Genomic DNA, 17293 nt, shown 5'->3' with positions numbered 1-17293 from the left:
GTTTAGCGTCCGTCCTCTTTTTTGTAGTTGGTGCCCAAGGCCAAGGCGGCGCGGCGGGCCGCGAGCCAGGCTTCTTTGAGTTCTGCGGCGCGCTCGTCGGCCACTTTAAGCAGGGATTCCAGCTCACTGGTTTCAACGTGCGGTGAGTTCACCCGCGCATCGAGGCGGCGTAAGAAGCGTTGCGCACCATGCATCTCGTAGTGGAACGCTTCGATGACGGGGTTTGCGCAGTCGACGTCGACAAGCGCGGGGCGGTGCAATGTTCGGTCGGCTAAGGACTCCGCGTCATCGCTCGTAGCAAACGTGGCATAGTCCTCGAGGACACCCGTGATGTCCTCCACCGTGAGCGCAATGGAAGCCCGCAGTGCCGCATGCTCCGAGGCGTTGGGGCGGGCATCGGCGAAAAGCCACAGCGCGCCGCAGACGAAAGCAGCGAGGATGACTCCCGGCAGCTTCAGCGTCACAATCAACACCGCAGCGGTAACTGCGGCGAGAAGCAGCGCTAGACCGCGACGCTGAGATGCGGAAAAAATCATGGTGACAACTCTCCGAGACCTTAGTGGCCTCCGCAGCCTCCAGAGCCACAAGCGCAGCCGCCTTCGCTGCCACAACCACCGGTGGGCAGCGCAATCGAGGCCGTCAACATCGCCGAACCCGCAAGAACGGAATCCTTCGGTGGCAGCTCACCAAAGCTCTCCGGCAGACACAGATCGAAGGGGAAGGTGCCATCCATGACGAGGTGCATGAAGCGCTTACCTGTGAGCTGGTTGTGGCGCCACTCGGATTCCATGACCCGTGCGGAAAAAGTGCAGCCCGGCGTGGGGGATTCGGAACCGGAACCGGCCGCAACAATTGCCGCGCCAGTGGATTCAAACGTGGCTGGGTAGGCACCCTTCTCGGCTTCGTAGGCTTCAGTGCTGTCGAAGGCGGTGACGTCGAGGCCCATCGCGGTGAGCTCTACCTGTTGCCACTGCTGGGTGTCCTCATCTGCCAAGAGCGGGCCCTGCGCCAGGTTCGCCGTTGCTTGCGCGAGAACGTTTCCGAAAGGATCGATGATGTCCAGGTAAGCCAAGACATCGTTGATCATAGAGACGTGAGCGAATCCTTGGGTGACGCCCTCGAAGCCGATAAAGGTGGCGAAAGGTTCGACGGCAAGGATATTGAGTTGCGCCCCGGAAGGATCCGAGAACTGAATGAGTTGTCCTCCGCGAACCTCCCCGGTGACTGCCAGCTGGTTGGTGGAAATGGCGGCTTCGACGGCGTCCTGCCAGCGCTCGTAGTTGAGGCCAATGGCCTGCATCTCTGGGTGGGTGGTCTCTTTGACGGTCATGCGGCCCATTGTATCTGGCGCCGCGATGACTCTAAAATGTTGTCGGTGAGCCTTGCCGCCGGGATCGGCACAAGGTCGTGTGCAACGGAGATTCCCTGTTAAGAGGCGTGACGTGCAAGAATAGAAAACATATGACACAAGAAACCCATGATGATCTCCTCGCGCAGGCTTTTGGTGAGCCCGCGCCCATGACACAGGTGCCGTCCACCGGTGATTTCGACCTCGCGGAGCGCAATGCCTTCCGGCGAGTGAACCGTAAGACCACAATCCGCTCAGAAGACAGCACCGACATCTACGAGGTGGAGTACCGCAAGCTCCGCCTTGAGCAAGTGATCTTGGTGGGCGTGTGGACCGAAGGCACCGTGGCCGAGGTTGAGGCCACGATGGCGGAGCTTGTCGCGTTGACGGAGACCGCGGGTGCAGAGGTCATCGAAGCCCTGTATCAGAAGCGCGACAAGCCGGATCCTGGAACCTATATCGGTTCCGGCAAGGTGAAAGAGCTCAAGGATATCGTGACTGCCACCGGCGCGGATACCGTGGTATGCGACGGCGAACTTACCCCGGGCCAGCTCACGGCATTAGAACGAGCGCTCAACACCAAGGTTATCGACCGCACCATGCTCATCTTGGACATCTTCGCGCAGCACGCCAAGTCCAAGGAAGGTAAAGTCCAAGTCTCGCTCGCACAGCTGGAGTACCTCTACACCCATACACGCGGTTGGGGCGGTAACCTCTCGCGCCAGGCGGGTGGCCGAGCCGGATCCAACGGCGGTGTCGGCTTGCGCGGACCCGGTGAAACCAAGATTGAGACGGATCGTCGCCGCATCCGCACGCAGATGGCGCTGCTGCGCAAGGAACTTAAAGGGATGAAGACGGAACGCGAGATCAAGCGCTCGCGCCGCGCATCCTCAACGATTGCGCAGATCGCTATTGCTGGCTACACCAACGCTGGCAAGTCTTCGCTCATCAACGCGATGACGGGCGCTGGCGTGCTGGTGGAGGACGCGCTGTTCGCTACCTTGGATCCCACTACGCGCCGCGCCGAGCTGGCCGATGGCCGTCAGGTCGTCTTCACCGATACCGTCGGCTTTGTGCGCCACCTGCCGACGCAGCTGGTGGAAGCCTTCAAATCCACCTTGGAGGAAGTCCTCGCAGCGGACTTGATGCTTCATGTGGTGGACGGCTCTGATCCTTTCCCGCTCAAGCAGATTGAAGCGGTCAACAAGGTCATCTATGACATTGTGAAGGACACCGGTGAGGAAGCCCCGCCGGAGATTATCGTCATTAATAAGATTGACCAGGCTGACCCCCTGGTACTCGCGGAGCTGCGCCACGCCCTCGACCGCGACAATGTCGTCTATGTCTCCGCCAAGACGGGGGAGGGCATCGATGAGCTCACTGCGCGTGTGGAGCTGTTCCTCAATTCCCAAGACGAGCACGTGCAGTTGCTCATTCCGTTTACCCGCGGGGACGTGGTCGATCGCATCCATACCCAGGGCACCGTGCGCAGTGAGGAGTACACGGGTCAGGGCACGCTTGTCGACGTTCGCCTGCCCGCCTCTATTGCCGCCGAACTCAGGGAATTTCGCGTGGCCGGTGAGGACGCTTAGGTTTCAGTGCTCCCGTGAGCCATAATTATGGTTCGTGAGTAATTTTGGCTGGGCCGTCCACGGGGACGGAAAAACGATTAAGCCGGGCGCGGTCGTCGCACCCGAAGAACGATTGAGCTGGGGCCGCACTATCGGCATTGGCATGCAGCACGTCGTGGCCATGTTCGGCGCGACACTGCTGGTGCCCACCCTGACCGGATTCCCGGTCAATACGACGTTGCTGTTTTCAGGCCTGGGAACAATCCTATTCCTCCTGATTACCCGCAACCGCCTGCCTTCCTACCTGGGATCCTCTTTCGCGTTCATTGCGCCGCTGAGCGCCTCCCAGCAGTACGGCATTGGCGCACAGGCGGGTTCCGTCTTAGTGACTGGCCTGGTCCTGGTGGCGATTGGTTTCGCGGTGAAGGCGGCGGGCCGGAAGGTCCTTGACGCCGTCATGCCGCCGGCTGTGACCGGCGCCATCGTGGCACTGATTGGCCTTAACTTGGCGCCCAATGCTGCCACCAATTATTCGAGCCAGCCTCTGGTTGCCACGGTGACGCTGGCGGTCATCATCCTGGCCACCGTCGCTGGTCGCGGCATGGTGTCGCGCCTGTCGATTCTTATCGGTGTCGTTGTCGGTTGGGCTTTTGCGGCTGCCACGGGCAACCTTGGCGAAGGCGCTGTGCAGTCCATCCGCGAAGCAGCCTGGATTGGCTTCCCGCAGTTCCATGCGCCGGAGTTCCACGCCTCCGCCATCGCGGCAGCCCTGCCGGTGCTGGTTGTGCTGATTGCTGAGAACGTCGGTCACGTCAAAGCGGTCTCTGAGATGACCAAACGCGATCTCGATGATCTCGCTGGCGACGCTCTCATCGCCGATGGCCTGGCTACCTCCTTAGCCGGTGGTTTCGGCGGCTCCGGTACAACGACCTATGCGGAGAATATCGGCGTGATGGCCGCGACCCGGGTCTACTCCACGGCCGCCTACTGGGTAGCTGCTATCACAGCCATCGCTCTGGCCTTCATCCCGAAGTTTGGCGCGCTCATCTTTACCATCCCCACCGGCGTGCTGGGTGGTGCTTGCATTGTCCTCTACGGGCTCATCGGCATGCTCGGCGTGCGCATCTGGATGGACAACAAGGTCAACTTCAATAACCCGGTGAACCTCACTGCTGCGGCGGTGGCGCTCATCGCGGGTATTGGCAACCTCACCCTCGACGTCTTTGGCGTGACGCTTGAGGGCATTGCCTGGGGCTCTGTCGGCATCATCGTGCTCTACCCGGTGATGAAGAAGCTCTACGGCGCCATTGGTGAGGGCCGCGGCGCGAAGTACTAGACACACCCTCGCCGCCTGATCGGAGTAAAGGCACCATCTGGAGGCTTTGGTTTAGAAAACCCCAGGTGAATATGTGCAGAACTCTGCATAAGGTGCTTTTACTTCGGTCCCTTTAAAGCTCTCCCCACGAACTCATCATCCAGCCAGACATCATCACTGCCGGAATGAGCCTGTGCGTAGTCCAGCAGCTCTTCCACCGTGTGTATGTATACCTCGTCGTCGGTATGAGTTGGCCACGAAATGGTTTCGGGGTTGGCGAAGTCTGCTTTTCCAATCGGATAATCTCCCGCTAATTGATCCGCCCAGAGGTGTGAGGCGACTCCGTGGTAGAGGGTTTCATCGAGGTCGCCGCGGAACCGGGTCAACGCTCCCATGACCTCGTAGCCGACGTCTGGGGGCGTTGTTGGCTGGCCAGTCATGTCTTTGACTCTACACAGTAGGTCACTTCAGTCGAGGGGAGAAGACAAGAGAAAGAGTCCGCGCAGACGAGGCGAATCAAAAAGCTCCCGCCACCCTCAGCACAAGAGGGAAGCGGGAGCTCTGCCGTTCTATAGACGGAAAATGCTTTAGGAAGCGTCGAGGTCCTGCTCGATGAGACCGGCGATCTTCTCCACAGCGGCCTCGTTCTCAGAAGTCACGGTGACTTCGTCGCCCTGCTCGGCGCCGAGAGCCATGATCATGAGGGAGGAAGCAGCATCGGTCTCGTCCTCGTCCTCGTCACCGACGAGGGTCAGGAAGATGTCCTCGTCGAACTCAGCGGCGGCATCGGCAATGATGGAGGCCGGACGTGCGTGCAGTCCGACGGAGGAACCAACCTTGACGGTCTTAGAAGCCATGATAATAATCCTTTCGAATTACGGAGTTTCGTGCTTACAAGTGTACGCGGCTTAAGCGCTAGGCGGCGGCCTTGGCCTTGTCTGCCTTCGCAGCAGCCTCTTCCGCAGCCTTGTTAGGCCAGAATTGCTTCATCGCGATGACCGCAATGGCGGACACGATGACGCCGGCAAGGATAGCCACGAAGTAAGCCCACGCAGGTTCGATAGCGAAGATAACAAAGATACCGCCGTGCGGGGCGCGAGACATGACATCCAGGGACATCGACAGAGCACCAGTTACTGCGCCACCGAGCATCATTGACGGGATGACACGCAGCGGGTCGGCAGCAGCGAACGGGATAGCGCCCTCGGAGACGAAGGACAGACCCAGCAGCCAGGCGGACTTACCGTTTTCCTGCTCCGCAGGCGTGAACAGGTTCTTGCGTACGAAGGTAGCGATGGACAGTGCGATCGGCGGAACCATGCCGGAGGCCATAACGGCGGCCATGATCTTCATGGAAGCCTCATCACCCGTGGACAGGCCAGCAGTAGCGAAGAGGTAAGCAGCCTTGTTGACCGGGCCACCCAAGTCGGAGCACATCATAAGTCCCAGGATGATGCCCAGAAGGACCGCGGAGGAACCGGACATAGAGGACAGCCAGTTCTGCAGGCCTTCCATGATGGCGGCCAGCGGTGCACCGAGCAGCAGGTACATGAGCAGGCCGGTAATCATCGTGGCGAGCAGCGGGATGATGACCACAGGCATGAGGGAGCCGATCCAGCGCGGGACCTTCCACTTGCCAATCCACATCGCAACAAAGCCAGCGATAAGGCCGGTGACCAGACCACCGATGAAGCCCGCACCGAGGGTGACCGCAATGGCACCACCGGCGAAGCCCGGCGCGATGCCCGGGCGGCCCGCCAGCGCGAAGGCAATGTAGCCGGAGAGCGCCGCGACGATGAATCCCATCGATGCTTGACCGATGGCGAAGAGCACGGCGCCGATGTACAGGGCGAACCCTGCCTTCTTGAAGGTCATCATTTCGCCATCAACCATGACGTCATGGCCCGGCAGGTTGGTCAACGAGTAATCGCTGGTGATGGCCTGCCAACCGTTGGCCATGTCGTAGCCACCGAAGAGGAAGCCCAAGGCCAAGAGGAGGCCACCGGCAGCGACGAAGGGCACCATGTAGGACACACCGGTCATGATGGCCTGCTGAATGCGCTTGCCCCAGCCCAGTCCTTCGCCTTCTTCTGCGGAACTAGAGGAGGCTGCGCCTGCCGTGCCTGCGACCTTGTGTGCGTTGGGGTTCTTGGACGCAGCGATAGCTTCATCGAGCATCACGCCCGGCTCGTTGATGGCGCGCTTGACGCCTGATTCAATAACGGGCTTTCCGGCGAAGCGCTCCCGGTCGCGAACACCGACATCGGTAGCGAAGATGACGGCGTCGGCAGCCGCGATGGTGTCTGCAGAAACAGCGGTGTTATTGGAGGAACCCTGGGTTTCTACGGTGAGCTCGACATCGTCGCGCTCCTCGGCGGTTTGGGTGAGGGCGTCGGCTGCCATGTATGTGTGGGCAATGCCGGTCGGGCATGCGGTCACGGCCACGATGCGGGTCTTCTGTGAATCCGCAGCCTTGCTCGCCGCAGGCACAGCAGCCGCAGCTGCAGGTGCCGATTCGCTGGCCGTAGCCTTCTTCTTCGGTTTTTCGGCGTTAACCACGTCGAGTACCAGGGAGACGATTTCCTCCTTGGTCTGCGCGGTGCGCAGAGCCTCCAAGAAGTCCTTCTTCACCAGCGCGCGAGCCAGCTTGGAAAGGATCTTCAGGTGTGCTTTACCGCCACCTTCCGGGGCGGCGATGAGGAACACCAGGTGGGCGTCGCCATCGGGCCCGGAGAAGTCTACACCGCGCGAGAGGCGGGCGAAGGCCAAGGTGGGTTCAGACACTGCGGCGGAACGGCAGTGTGGGATGGCAACGCCACCGGGGACACCGGTGCCAGCCTTTGCTTCACGCTCGATGGCGGGGTCAGCCAGTTCCTCCACGGAGGTGGCGCGGCCGGTGTCGTGGACAAGCGTGGCCAGGTTGGTAATGACTGATTCGATGCTGTCACCGAAGTCGGCGTCGAGCGCCACAAGATCGGTGGTGATGAGTTCTGATGACATCGGGTACGTACTCCTCAGTACTGCTAAAAGTCGGTGACGGCCTGAACCGTCGTGTGTTCGATATCTAGTTCTTCAGGGGTTGGTATCTGGGTTCCCGGGAGTGCTGCGGCAGCCGAGCCGTAGGCCACCGCTTGGCGCAGGGCTTCCGAGTAGGAGGCACCCGAGCGGCGGGCGAGGATATAGCCGGAGAGCGAAGAATCACCGGCGCCCACGGTAGAGCGCAGGGTAATCGGCGGGGGAGTAGCGGCCCACGCTTCATCGGCAGTGACCAGCACTGCGCCAGCGCCACCCAGGGTGACGAGAACCTCGGGGATGCCGCGCTTGACGACGACCCTCGCGGCCTTGACCACACCGCTAAAATCACCGTTCTCGGCGGCAGCTTCGAGGGCCTGACCATCCACGTTGGCTAGCTGGCCAAGCTCAAGACCATTCGGCTTGATGAGGTCGGGGCTGGCGGTTTCGAGGTTTTCTCCGAGAGCCACCATAGGGGCATCGGAGGTGTCGACGGCTACACGGATGCCGGGGTTGGCTTCGCGCGCGACACAGATGAGCTGCGTGTACCAATCTGTAGGAACGCCTTGGGGAAGAGAGCCCGCCATGACGATCCACTCGGCGGCAGCGCAGTGTTCAGCAACAGCCTGTGCCACGTCTTGCTGAATTGATTCATCGAGCGTGGGGCCGGGTCCGTTGAGTTTGGTCGTACGGCCATCCGGTTCGGTCAGGGTGGTATTGGTGCGCACCGCGTCATGCGCCGGCACGGCGTGCACGGGGATAGACGCGTCAGCGGCGAGGGCTAAGAAAGGGTCTGAGGCCACAGCCGGTAGAAGGGCCAGACTGTCGACGTTAGCGAGCGTTACGGCGTGCGTGACGTTGACGCCTTTACCACCGGCAACGCTGGAGACAGACCCTGCGCGGTGTACAGCACCAGGCTCGAGTTCCTCGTTTAGGCGCACGGTGGCGTCGATGCTTGGGTTGGGGGTCAAGGTAAGGATCATTGTGGACAATGTCCCCTTTCGCGGAGTGCGTATATTGGGGGCAAACGCGCCTCGGCGGCTTAAACAAGAACTCCCGTGCGGATTGCCCGTGGTCAGCGTGAAAGTAATGTTGCTTAATGTTGATTATTGCCCGTTTGTGTCCGAATGTCAACGGCGTCACTGTGGTTTTCGTTGCATTTTTGACCGACTTGTGATGATCTGGATAGAGAAAAACATCGTCTCCGTAAGGAAATGTGTCATGGAAAACGCATCCCCATCCACCATTAAAGGCACCGGCGTCGTCGCCGGCGTTGCATACGCTGAGGCGGTGTGGGTTCGCCCACGCCCAGAACTGCCCACGGCTGGAGAAACCGTGGCGGAAGAGCAACGTGATGCTGAATACGATCGCTTCCTCGAAGCCGCCGACATCGTTGCCAGCAGGCTAGAACAGCGTGCCGCTGGTGCTGAAGGTCAGGCAGCAGAAGTTCTGGGCGCTACTGCTGGAATGGTCAAGGACCGAGGTTGGCACAAGGCAGTGCGCAAGGGTATTCGCAGCGGCAAGAACGCCGAATATGCAGTTGTTGGTGCCACAGACAGGTTTGTCACCATGTTTGAGGCCGCCGGCGGCGTAATGGCCGAGCGCACGACTGACCTCAAGGACGTGCGCGACCGTGTCATCGCACAACTGCGTGGTGAGCAAGAGCCGGGCCTGCCCATGGTTGAAGGGGAGGCGGTGCTGCTGGCGGATGACCTTGCACCGGCGGATACCGCAACCTTGGACACCACCCATATCAAGGCGCTAGTGACCGAGCTGGGCGGTCCCACCAGCCACACGGCAATTATCGCTCGTCAGCTCGATCTTCCGTGCATCGTGGCGGTCGGCGCTGAGCTGCGCACGATTGAGGCGGGAACCCAGATCTTCGTCGATGGCTCCGTGGGAACAGTGGCCCTTGGTGCGGATCGCGCTGCCTCGCTCAAGGCTGTAGAGGAATACCGCGAGAAGGCAGCACGAGTGGCCGAGTGGCGGGGTCCGGCCCAGACCAAGGATGGACACCGCGTGCAGTTGCTCGCCAATGTTGCCGACGGCAACGCAGCTCGCATCGCCTCTGATTCGCAGGCAGAAGGTATCGGTTTGTACCGTACAGAGCTGTCCTTCCTCTCCGCGAGCGAAGAGCCCACCGTGGAGGAGCAAGCGCGCATCTACGGCAAGGTTTTCAACGCTTTCCCGGACTCCAAGGTCGTTGTTCGAACGCTCGATGCTGGTTCTGATAAGCCGATCTCCTATGCCACGTTAGACTCTGAGGAGAACCCCGCCTTGGGCGTCCGCGGCCTGCGCATCGCCCGCGATAACGAGGCACTTTTGACCCGTCAGCTCGATGCCATCGCGCAGGCCGCAGAAAAGCGTGCCGAAAGTGCCACGACGTGGGTTATGGCACCGATGGTGGCCACGGCAGTCGAGGCAAAGTGGTTCGCCGAACTCTGTCGCGAGCGTGGGCTCACGGCTGGTGCGATGATTGAGGTACCGGCTGCAGCCCTGATGGCGGATACTATCCTGCCGCACCTCGACTTCGTGTCCATCGGTACCAATGACTTGACGCAGTACACTATGGCCGCTGACCGCCTATCGCCCCAGCTGGCCTACTTGACTGATCCGTGGCAACCGGCCGTGTTGCGTTTGATCCAGCACACCTGCGTGGTCGGGCGCGATAATAATGTTCCGGTGGGCGTCTGCGGCGAAGCAGCAGCAGATCCCATGCTCGCCTGCGTGCTAACTGGCCTTGGTGTGACTTCACTGTCTGCGGCGTCGACTGCGGTCGCAGGTGTTGGCGCACAGCTTGCTGAGGTCACTCTTGAGCAATGCCAGAAGATGTCGGACGCAGCAGTAAACGCTGAGGGCCCAGCTGATGCCCGCGCCGCGGTGATTGACCTATTGGAGCAATTCCAAGCGTCCTAGATTATTGTGAATGCGCAGGAGGTGTGTGCCCCTCACCATGAAGGGGTGCACACCTCCTGAAACGATCTAGGGGCTAAAGCGCCTACTTCTCTGCAGCAATGATCACCTCAATGCCGTGCTCACGCAGCGCTTCAACGTAGGAAGCGGGCGCGCCGGCATCGGTGATAACGACATCAATTTCATCGAGGGACGCAAAGCTCACGAGGTAGTCATTGCCCAGCTTTGAAGAATCGCACAGTACGACGACGCGGTGCGCATTGGTGACGAAAGCGGACTTGATCGCAGCCTCTTGCGAGTCTGCCGTTGAGAGACCGTGATCAATGGTCAGTGCGTTGGTGCCGACAAAAGCCACGTCGGCACGCATGAGCGCCATGGTGCGAAGGGCGGTATCACCAACCACGGCCTGGGTAATTGCCCGTACTGTACCGCCAAGGAGCTGGACTTCGGATACCCCGTTGCTGGCTAGCGAAAGGGCGATCGGCAGGCTGTTGGAGACGATGCTGAACTGACCTGCCGAATAGCGCTGGCCAATGAGATCGGCAAGCGCATTCGTCGTGGTGCCGGCGTCGAGGAAGATGCTGCCGCCATCGGGGAGCTGTTCCAGCGCAGCGCGCGCAATGGCCATCTTGGCGCCCGTGGCCGAGCGTTGACGGGTATCAAGGGTTAACTCCGCGGTTTGGAAGGATTGGGAGGCAACCGCACCACCATGGACTCGGTGCACGACTCCTTCCCGGTCCAAAACCGCGAGATCGCGGCGAATCGTCTCAGCGGTAACATCGAAGCGTTCAGAAAGTTCGGTGACATTGACACGGCCTTCGACGGCGGTCAATGAGGCAATTTGTCGGCGACGCTCTTCTGCGTACATAGTTCCTCCCGGTGAAGTCTGCCTGTGGTGGTCACTGCGCCCGCCGCGGAAAGGAAACGGGGCTGGGGCGTGTGAACGAAAAGAGCAACGAATGTTGCGGCGATGCTTCTATTGTCCCACTGAATGTGAAGAAAACGGAACGAAACAAAGAAAAACTCACATTGCGATTGCCGTCTTAGTGCAAAAATTCAGTTATAACCTGCACATATGCAAATGTGTGATGTCGGACGCTAAAGCGGTAGGAATCGGGCATGTACACACACAAGGGGGTAGAAAGAAACAATCCCCCGGCCCTTTACGCCCGCACCGAGTGGACTGGCACTGCGGGGTGGGTAGGGCCCTGGGGGTGGCTGCGAAGTGATGATTCCTAGAGCTTGCGGAAAACTGACACTACCTTGCCCATGATCTCAGCTTCGTCGCCCTTGATGGGGGAGTAGGCATCATTATGGGGGAGAAGCCAGACGCCGGAAGAGTCGCGGTGAAATTCCTTTACGGTAGCTTCTTCGCCGTCCAGGAGAGCGGCGACGAACTCGCCTTCCTCTGCGACGGATTGTGAGCGAATAATCACCCAATCGCCGTTGAGGATTCCGGCGTCCTGCATAGAATCGCCCACGACCTGCAGCATGTAAAGTTCGCCGCTGCCAAGGATTTCGCCCGGCATGGGGAAATAAGCGTCAACGTTTTCTTCGGCGGTAATTGGGGAACCTGCGGCAATGCGGCCGACAACAGGGATATAGTTCGGCGTCGCTGCGTCCTCAGGGATATCGGGGGTGGAAAGATCCGGAGACTTGTTTGCCTGGCTTGTCTTGCGGCCGGGCTTCTTCGAGTCTTCGGCACCGGGGAAGTGGCGGACATCAACGGCGCGCGGCTTGTTTGGATCGCGGCGCAGGAAGCCCTTCTCCTCAAGCTGCTTCAGCTGGTAGGCCACGGATGATGTGGACTGTAGGCCGGTGGCATCACCGATCTCACGAATGCTTGGCGGGTATCCGCGGAGCATTACGGCATCATGGATAACCTCCAGGATGCGGCGCTGGCGGGCGGACAGGGTGTCGAGGGAAGGGTGGTCGCTTCGCTTGGATTTGCGGGCCATTCTTTCTCCTAAAACTATTGCGATGTGCACATTCGTGGTTGAGGCTTTGGCGTGCCAGGCATGTATGGGACTGCCGGTGGTGCTTCCGCTTTCCTTTTTAGCACGACAGGAAAAAATGTTCGACTGGCGTCGCCGAATTGTGGACAAATTTTCGAGACGGTGCTATAAATCGAACATACACGCTAAATCGAACGGTTGGTCGATGGTGATGTTCGAAAGTGTCTGCCTGGATTCTTATACTTCGGATATTGCGTCGATGGAGAAGGAAGAACTAGAAAGGAGCCGTCATGGCTATCGCTCTCAATAATGCCTCTGTACTGCGTAGGGATGTTCGTCGGAAGCCTCGCAATACGGCAGTGCTGGTCCCTCCGGCGGCAATTTGGGATCCTGTGCAGGGCCAGGTGCGAACCCATGAATTATCACCTACTTCTTCCCGTGGCTCGTCTGTTGTTCGAACGCTCTCTTCGGAGGGTAGAACACAGGGGCGCACGATCAGCTCGGCACCATCCTGTGTTTCTTCCCCGCGGAGTGTGTCGCGGAGCCGGCGTGGTGGGTCGAACGTAGGTAACTATGTTTTGGGCGCGGTCTTTGGCGCTGCAGTCTTTATTGGAACAGTGTGGGGTGGCCTCAGCATCGATAGTGAGGTTCCTAGTAACAATGGTGCTTCAGCTACCGCGGAGGCAACTTCGCGCTAGAATTCCTTGGGCCGGGGAAGCAAGGCGCATCGGCGGAGAGGAAGGTTACGGCACTATGTATTGCCCGTTCTGTCACAATGAACAGTCACGAGTCATCGATTCGCGCGTGATTGATAGTGGAACCTCAATCCGGCGGCGTCGCGAATGCGCCGCATGTAAAGGCCGTTTTACCACGATCGAAAAGGCGGTCCTGTCGGTAGTCAAGCGCAATGGCTTAGCGGAGCCCTTCAGCCGCGACAAGCTGATTCGCGGCGTCAAACGCGCGTGCCAAGGGCGTGATGTAAGTGATGATGCTCTGAAGAAGCTTGCACAAGAAGTCGAGGAGACCGTGCGCAGTCATGGGTCCTCCCAAGTCAATGCCAACGACATCGGCCTTGCCATCTTGGAGCCTCTCCGCGATCTCGATGAGGTCGCCTACCTGCGCTTCGCCTCCGTATACAAGTCTTTCGAAAGCGCAGACGACTTCGAATCGGAAATTCGCCTGATGCGTCGGCGTGACCGCGATAGCTTCTAGCGCAATTTATCCGCGGCCTTTTGGATTCTCCGAACAGACACCGCATGAGCGGTTCCTAGGCGTTGCGCGAAGAGCGATACGCGCAACTCCTCGATCATCCACAAGATCTCCTTAACTTCACGCGTCTTCTCGCGGCCTGCAGGCAAGGAGCGCAAACGATTATTCAGGTAGGCCTTGGCCTCGTCGACATCTGCCTGGCGGTCAGCGTCACGATCTGGATCCAGGTTCATATCATCAAGCCTGATACGTGCAGCCTGGATATAGCGCGGTAGGTGGCGCAAGTGCTGGATTCCATGCACGGTGATGGCGTGCGGTGGCAATAGGAAGTCGAGCTGAGCGCGAATATCATCGATTGCCGGCCCCTCCCAGTGCTTCAGCTCAGCGTTGAGGTTGGAGTACTCTGCCAACCCTGGGGCAATGGCCACCACCGCCTGACGCACACGCCCCGGGACCTCAGGCTTTACGGCGTTCAGCAAGGCGGTAAACTCCTCAGGAGTTCTTACGGGCCCGCCCTTCTCCATCATGATGTCGCGCACTGCGGCTACTCGTGCATCGTTGACCAACCCTTCGGCTCCGCCGTGTGGGTAGGAGTCGACAGCTACCCGCTGCTGTAGCGGTAAGCCCTTGACCATCTGTTGTGCACTCACGGAGATTTCCCGAAGCAACAAGGTGAGGGTGGCGGTGATCATGGAGGCGTCGGCAGCCGCTTTTGTCGGGTGCACCTTGAGAGCGACGCCTTCCTTCGTTGCTACGAGTGCTGGATAGGCGGTGACCTCGTGCCCATCAACGACAGTGGTTACCTCTTCATCGATAGCGCCCAGAGTGTCCTTTGACCATTCCTTGACGGCGGTGGATTCAGCTGCCCGGCCAACACGCGAGACGGAGGACGAGATATGCCCGGCTTGGCGTTGCACGAGCGCCTTCAAGTCCCGATCGGAATCGATGACCTTTCCTCGTTTGTCCACTGCCGCGTAGTTCATGCGCAGGTGCGGAGGGAGCTGGTCGGGGCGGAAATCCCCTGCGTTGATGCCTTGGCCGCCCATTTCTTGCAGAACAGCAGCGAGTTGCTCAGTGAGTGCGCCTTCATAGGGCACAAGCTTGGGCAGCGCTCGTTCAGCGAATTCGGGTGCTGGAACCACAGTGCGCCGAAGAGCCTTCGGGAGTGAGCGAATCAGCTCCGTTACCAGCTCTAGCCGCAGGCCGGGTACGAGCCAGTCGAAGCCCCCGGAGTCCAATCCCGCAAGGAGGGGGACAGGGACCATGAGCGTGACACCATCGAGGGGGTCACCGGGTTCAAATTTATAAGAGAGGTCGTAGTCGATGCTTCCCTTCAGCCATCGGTCGGGGAAAGCCTCTTCAGTAACAGCGTGGTCCTCTTCGAGGAGTGCTTCCGGGTCGAAGTCCAAAGAGTGCTTGTTCTTCTGTTTCTTCCACCAAGAATCGAAGTGACGGGCAGTGGTGACAGACTCGGGGATTCGCTGGTCATAGAAGTCGAAGAGCGTGTCTTCATCCACCACGAGACCGCGCCGACGGGCCTTCTCCTCATACTCGGAGGCCTCGGCAAGCTTGCGCTTGTTGTCGTGGAAGAAGTGATGGTGGGTGGTCCATTCGCCGTCGACAAGCGCATTGCGAATGAACATATCGCGTGCCGCCGCAGGATCGACGCGGTGGTAGGGCACCGACCGGTCTGCGACCACGGTGACGCCGTACAACGTCGAGCGTTGGGTAACGACCGCTGAGCCACGCTTCCGTGACCATGTTGGATCGGAATAGTTGTGTTTCAACAGATCCTTCGCCAGTTTTTCCACCCAGGCCGGGTCGATGGCGGCAACATCGCGTGCCCACAGTCGCGAGGTTTCCACCAGCTCGGCTGCCATGAGGAACTCCGGTGGCTTCTTTGTGAGCGCTGATCCCGGGAAAACAAGGAAGCGGGTATTGCGCGCGCCAATGAACTCCTTGGAGTTACCGTCACGTGCGCCGATGTTGGACAGCAGGCCAGAGAGCAACGACATGTGGATGTCATCGGGGCGCCGTTCGGTGCCCTCTTGAGCGTTCCACCCGAGCTGCTTGGTGACGTCCCGCAGCTGCCGCACCAGGTCGAACCACTCGCGGATGCGCATATAGTGCAGGAAATCGGCCTTCATCCGTTTGCGGAAAGCATTGCCGCTCATCTCCTCGCGAGCTTCTTGGACAAAGTCCCACAGGTTGAGCATTGCCATAAAGTCTGAAGACTTGTCTTTAAAACGAGCATGGGCTTGGTCAGCCTGCGCTTGCTTGTCGGTAGGCCGCTCGCGCACATCCTGGATTGTCATCGCGGCAACAATGACCATGACGTCGTGGAGGCATCCGGAGGTGTTGGCTTCAACGAGCATGCGGGCCATGCGCGGATCCACGGGGATGCGGGCCAGGTTGCGTCCAATTCGGGTCAGTACCGGCAGCCCACCTTTTTCTTTGCCCTCGAGTGCGCCCAATTCGTGGAGGAGGAGCAGACCATCGCGCACGGCCTTCGGTTCGGGGGATTGAACGAAGGGGAAGTCGGCGATATCACCGAGGCGCAACGAGATCATTTGCAGGATGACGCTGGCCAGGTTGGTGCGCAGGATTTCGGGGTCGGTGAATTCTGGCCGGGAGAGGAAGTCCTGTTCACTGTAGAGGCGGATGGCAATGCCATCGGCAACGCGACCACATCGGCCTGAGCGCTGGTTAGCGCTTGCTTGGGAGATCGGCTCAATGGGCAGTCTTTGCACCTTGGTGCGAGTGGAATAGCGCGAGATGCGCGCGGTGCCCGTGTCGACGACATAGCGAATGCCAGGCACCGTCAATGAGGTCTCAGCGATGTTGGTAGAGAGCACGATTCGGCGGCCGCGGTGCGAGCGGAAGACGCGATGTTGTTCCTGGTTGGACAGTCGTCCGAAGAGCGGAGTGACCTCCACGTTGCGCCAATGGCGCCCTTCGATGGCTTCCATGGCGTCGCGGATATCGCGCTCGCCCGGGAAGAAGCACAGAATGTCTCCTTCGCCTTCGGCCATGAGTTCTTCGATGGCTTCGCAGAGGGCGTCCAGGGGATCGAGGTCGATGGTCTTTCCGCCTGATTCGACCTCGAGCGGGCGGTAGCGGATCTCCACGGGGTAGGTACGCCCCGATACCTCGATGATCGGCGCTGGTTCACCGTGAGCGTCAGCGAAGTGCTTGGCGAAGCGTTCCGGATCAATGGTGGCGGAGGTGATGATGACCTTCAGGTCCGGGCGCTTGGGAAGAAGCCTTTTAAGGTAGCCGAGGAGGAAATCAATGTTGAGCGAACGCTCGTGTGCCTCATCGATGATGATTGTGTCATAGGCGTTGAGGAAGCGGTCACGCTGCATTTCTGCTAGCAAGATGCCGTCCGTCATGAGTTTCACTGCGGTGGTGGAGGAGACTCGGTCATCGAAGCGGATGGCATAGCCGACTGAGTCCCCGATGGACTGGTCAAGCTCTTCTGCAATGCGCTCAGCAACCGTGCGCGCTGCCAAACGTCGTGGCTGAGTATGCCCAATGAGCCCTCGACGCCCGCGGCCGAGCTCCAAACAGATTTTGGGAATCTGGGTGGTCTTTCCCGAACCAGTCTCACCGGCGATGATGACTACCTGATTATTCTCGATAGCTTCGGCGATATCATCGCGGCGCCCAGTGACGGGAAGCTGTTCGGGGTAGGTAATGGGTGGTACATGCGCATCGATGGTGCGCACCTTGTCTTGGGCGGCTGCGATATCGGCTCCAATGGCATTCAGGGCCTTGGGGGAGCGGGCCTTGCGCAGGCGACGGCGGAAAGCGCGCTCATCACTCAAGGAAACCGAAGTGAGAGCGCCGTAAAGGTCTTCGCGAGTAGCAGTCATAATCGACCTAAAAGTCTACTCGGAAGGCTATTCGCTCACAGGTCGAGGTGGAGATATTGGTACCCTCGTGTTTACTGCACGAACACTAATCAATG

At 59.7% G+C, this 17293-nt stretch carries 13 protein-coding genes; 4 read left to right on the top strand and 9 right to left on the bottom strand.

The window, feature by feature from the left end; all coding sequences use genetic code 11:
- Nucleotides 1-2 precede the first annotated feature (2 nt).
- Nucleotides 3-536: a hypothetical protein gene (locus QP363_RS02745; protein WP_070446737.1), complete on the bottom strand. Its 534-nt coding sequence runs from the start codon at nucleotides 534-536 to the stop codon at nucleotides 3-5.
- Between the two features lie 20 nt (nucleotides 537-556).
- On the bottom strand, nucleotides 557-1339 hold the full coding sequence (locus tag QP363_RS02740; protein ID WP_284762303.1) for a hypothetical protein: 783 nt from the start codon (nucleotides 1337-1339) through the stop codon (nucleotides 557-559).
- 122 nt (nucleotides 1340-1461) lie between these two features.
- Here QP363_RS02740 and hflX point away from each other — a divergent pair, with 122 nt between their 5' ends.
- Entirely contained in the window at nucleotides 1462-2940 is a 1479-nt protein-coding gene (gene hflX, locus QP363_RS02735; RefSeq protein WP_284762301.1) for a GTPase HflX, read from the top strand.
- Between the two features lie 34 nt (nucleotides 2941-2974).
- Nucleotides 2975-4255 carry a uracil-xanthine permease family protein gene (locus QP363_RS02730; RefSeq protein WP_284762300.1) on the top strand — a complete coding sequence of 427 codons (1281 nt, stop codon included), beginning with the start codon at nucleotides 2975-2977 and terminating at the stop codon, nucleotides 4253-4255.
- A gap of 98 nt (nucleotides 4256-4353) precedes the next feature.
- Here QP363_RS02730 and QP363_RS02725 read toward each other — a convergent pair whose 3' ends face one another.
- The 4 genes from QP363_RS02725 to QP363_RS02710 all read right to left on the bottom strand — a co-directional run bounded on the left by QP363_RS02725 (nucleotide 4354) and on the right by QP363_RS02710 (nucleotide 8229).
- On the bottom strand, nucleotides 4354-4674 hold the full coding sequence (locus QP363_RS02725; RefSeq protein WP_284762297.1) for a hypothetical protein: 321 nt from the start codon (nucleotides 4672-4674) through the stop codon (nucleotides 4354-4356).
- Between the two features lie 147 nt (nucleotides 4675-4821).
- Complete coding sequence (locus tag QP363_RS02720; RefSeq protein WP_010190265.1) at nucleotides 4822-5091, bottom strand: HPr family phosphocarrier protein; 270 nt, start codon at nucleotides 5089-5091, stop codon at nucleotides 4822-4824.
- Between the two features lie 58 nt (nucleotides 5092-5149).
- The gene (locus tag QP363_RS02715; protein ID WP_284762292.1) at nucleotides 5150-7234 is read right to left on the bottom strand and encodes a fructose-specific PTS transporter subunit EIIC; all 2085 of its coding nucleotides are present in this window, start codon (nucleotides 7232-7234) and stop codon (nucleotides 5150-5152) included.
- Between the two features lie 23 nt (nucleotides 7235-7257).
- Nucleotides 7258-8229: a 1-phosphofructokinase family hexose kinase gene (locus QP363_RS02710; protein WP_070644947.1), complete on the bottom strand. Its 972-nt coding sequence runs from the start codon at nucleotides 8227-8229 to the stop codon at nucleotides 7258-7260.
- 238 nt (nucleotides 8230-8467) lie between these two features.
- On the opposite strand from QP363_RS02710, the gene ptsP reads away from it, so the two are divergent.
- A complete protein-coding gene (gene ptsP / locus QP363_RS02705) occupies nucleotides 8468-10162 on the top strand; it encodes a phosphoenolpyruvate--protein phosphotransferase (protein ID WP_070711311.1) in 1695 nt (564 codons plus the stop codon).
- Nucleotides 10163-10244: 82 nt separating this feature from the next.
- Here ptsP and QP363_RS02700 read toward each other — a convergent pair whose 3' ends face one another.
- Entirely contained in the window at nucleotides 10245-11027 is a 783-nt protein-coding gene (locus QP363_RS02700) for a DeoR/GlpR family DNA-binding transcription regulator (RefSeq protein ID WP_070446745.1), read from the bottom strand.
- A gap of 367 nt (nucleotides 11028-11394) precedes the next feature.
- The gene (gene lexA / locus QP363_RS02695; RefSeq protein WP_070644943.1) at nucleotides 11395-12117 is read right to left on the bottom strand and encodes a transcriptional repressor LexA; all 723 of its coding nucleotides are present in this window, start codon (nucleotides 12115-12117) and stop codon (nucleotides 11395-11397) included.
- A gap of 750 nt (nucleotides 12118-12867) precedes the next feature.
- Here lexA and nrdR point away from each other — a divergent pair.
- Nucleotides 12868-13326: a transcriptional regulator NrdR gene (gene nrdR / locus QP363_RS02690; RefSeq protein WP_010190258.1), complete on the top strand. Its 459-nt coding sequence runs from the start codon at nucleotides 12868-12870 to the stop codon at nucleotides 13324-13326.
- On the opposite strand, the gene hrpA is transcribed toward nrdR, so the two are convergent.
- Nucleotides 13323-17198, bottom strand: a complete 3876-nt coding sequence (gene hrpA, locus QP363_RS02685) for an ATP-dependent RNA helicase HrpA (protein ID WP_284762287.1) — start codon at nucleotides 17196-17198, stop codon at nucleotides 13323-13325. The two genes, nrdR and hrpA, sit on opposite strands and share 4 nt — an antisense overlap.
- Nucleotides 17199-17293 lie beyond the last annotated feature (95 nt).

Source organism: Corynebacterium sp. UMB6689 (assembly GCF_030215295.1).
GTDB classification, from domain to species: Bacteria; Actinomycetota; Actinomycetes; order Mycobacteriales; family Mycobacteriaceae; genus Corynebacterium; species Corynebacterium aurimucosum.
This window is presented reverse-complemented; position numbering and strand designations above follow the sequence as displayed.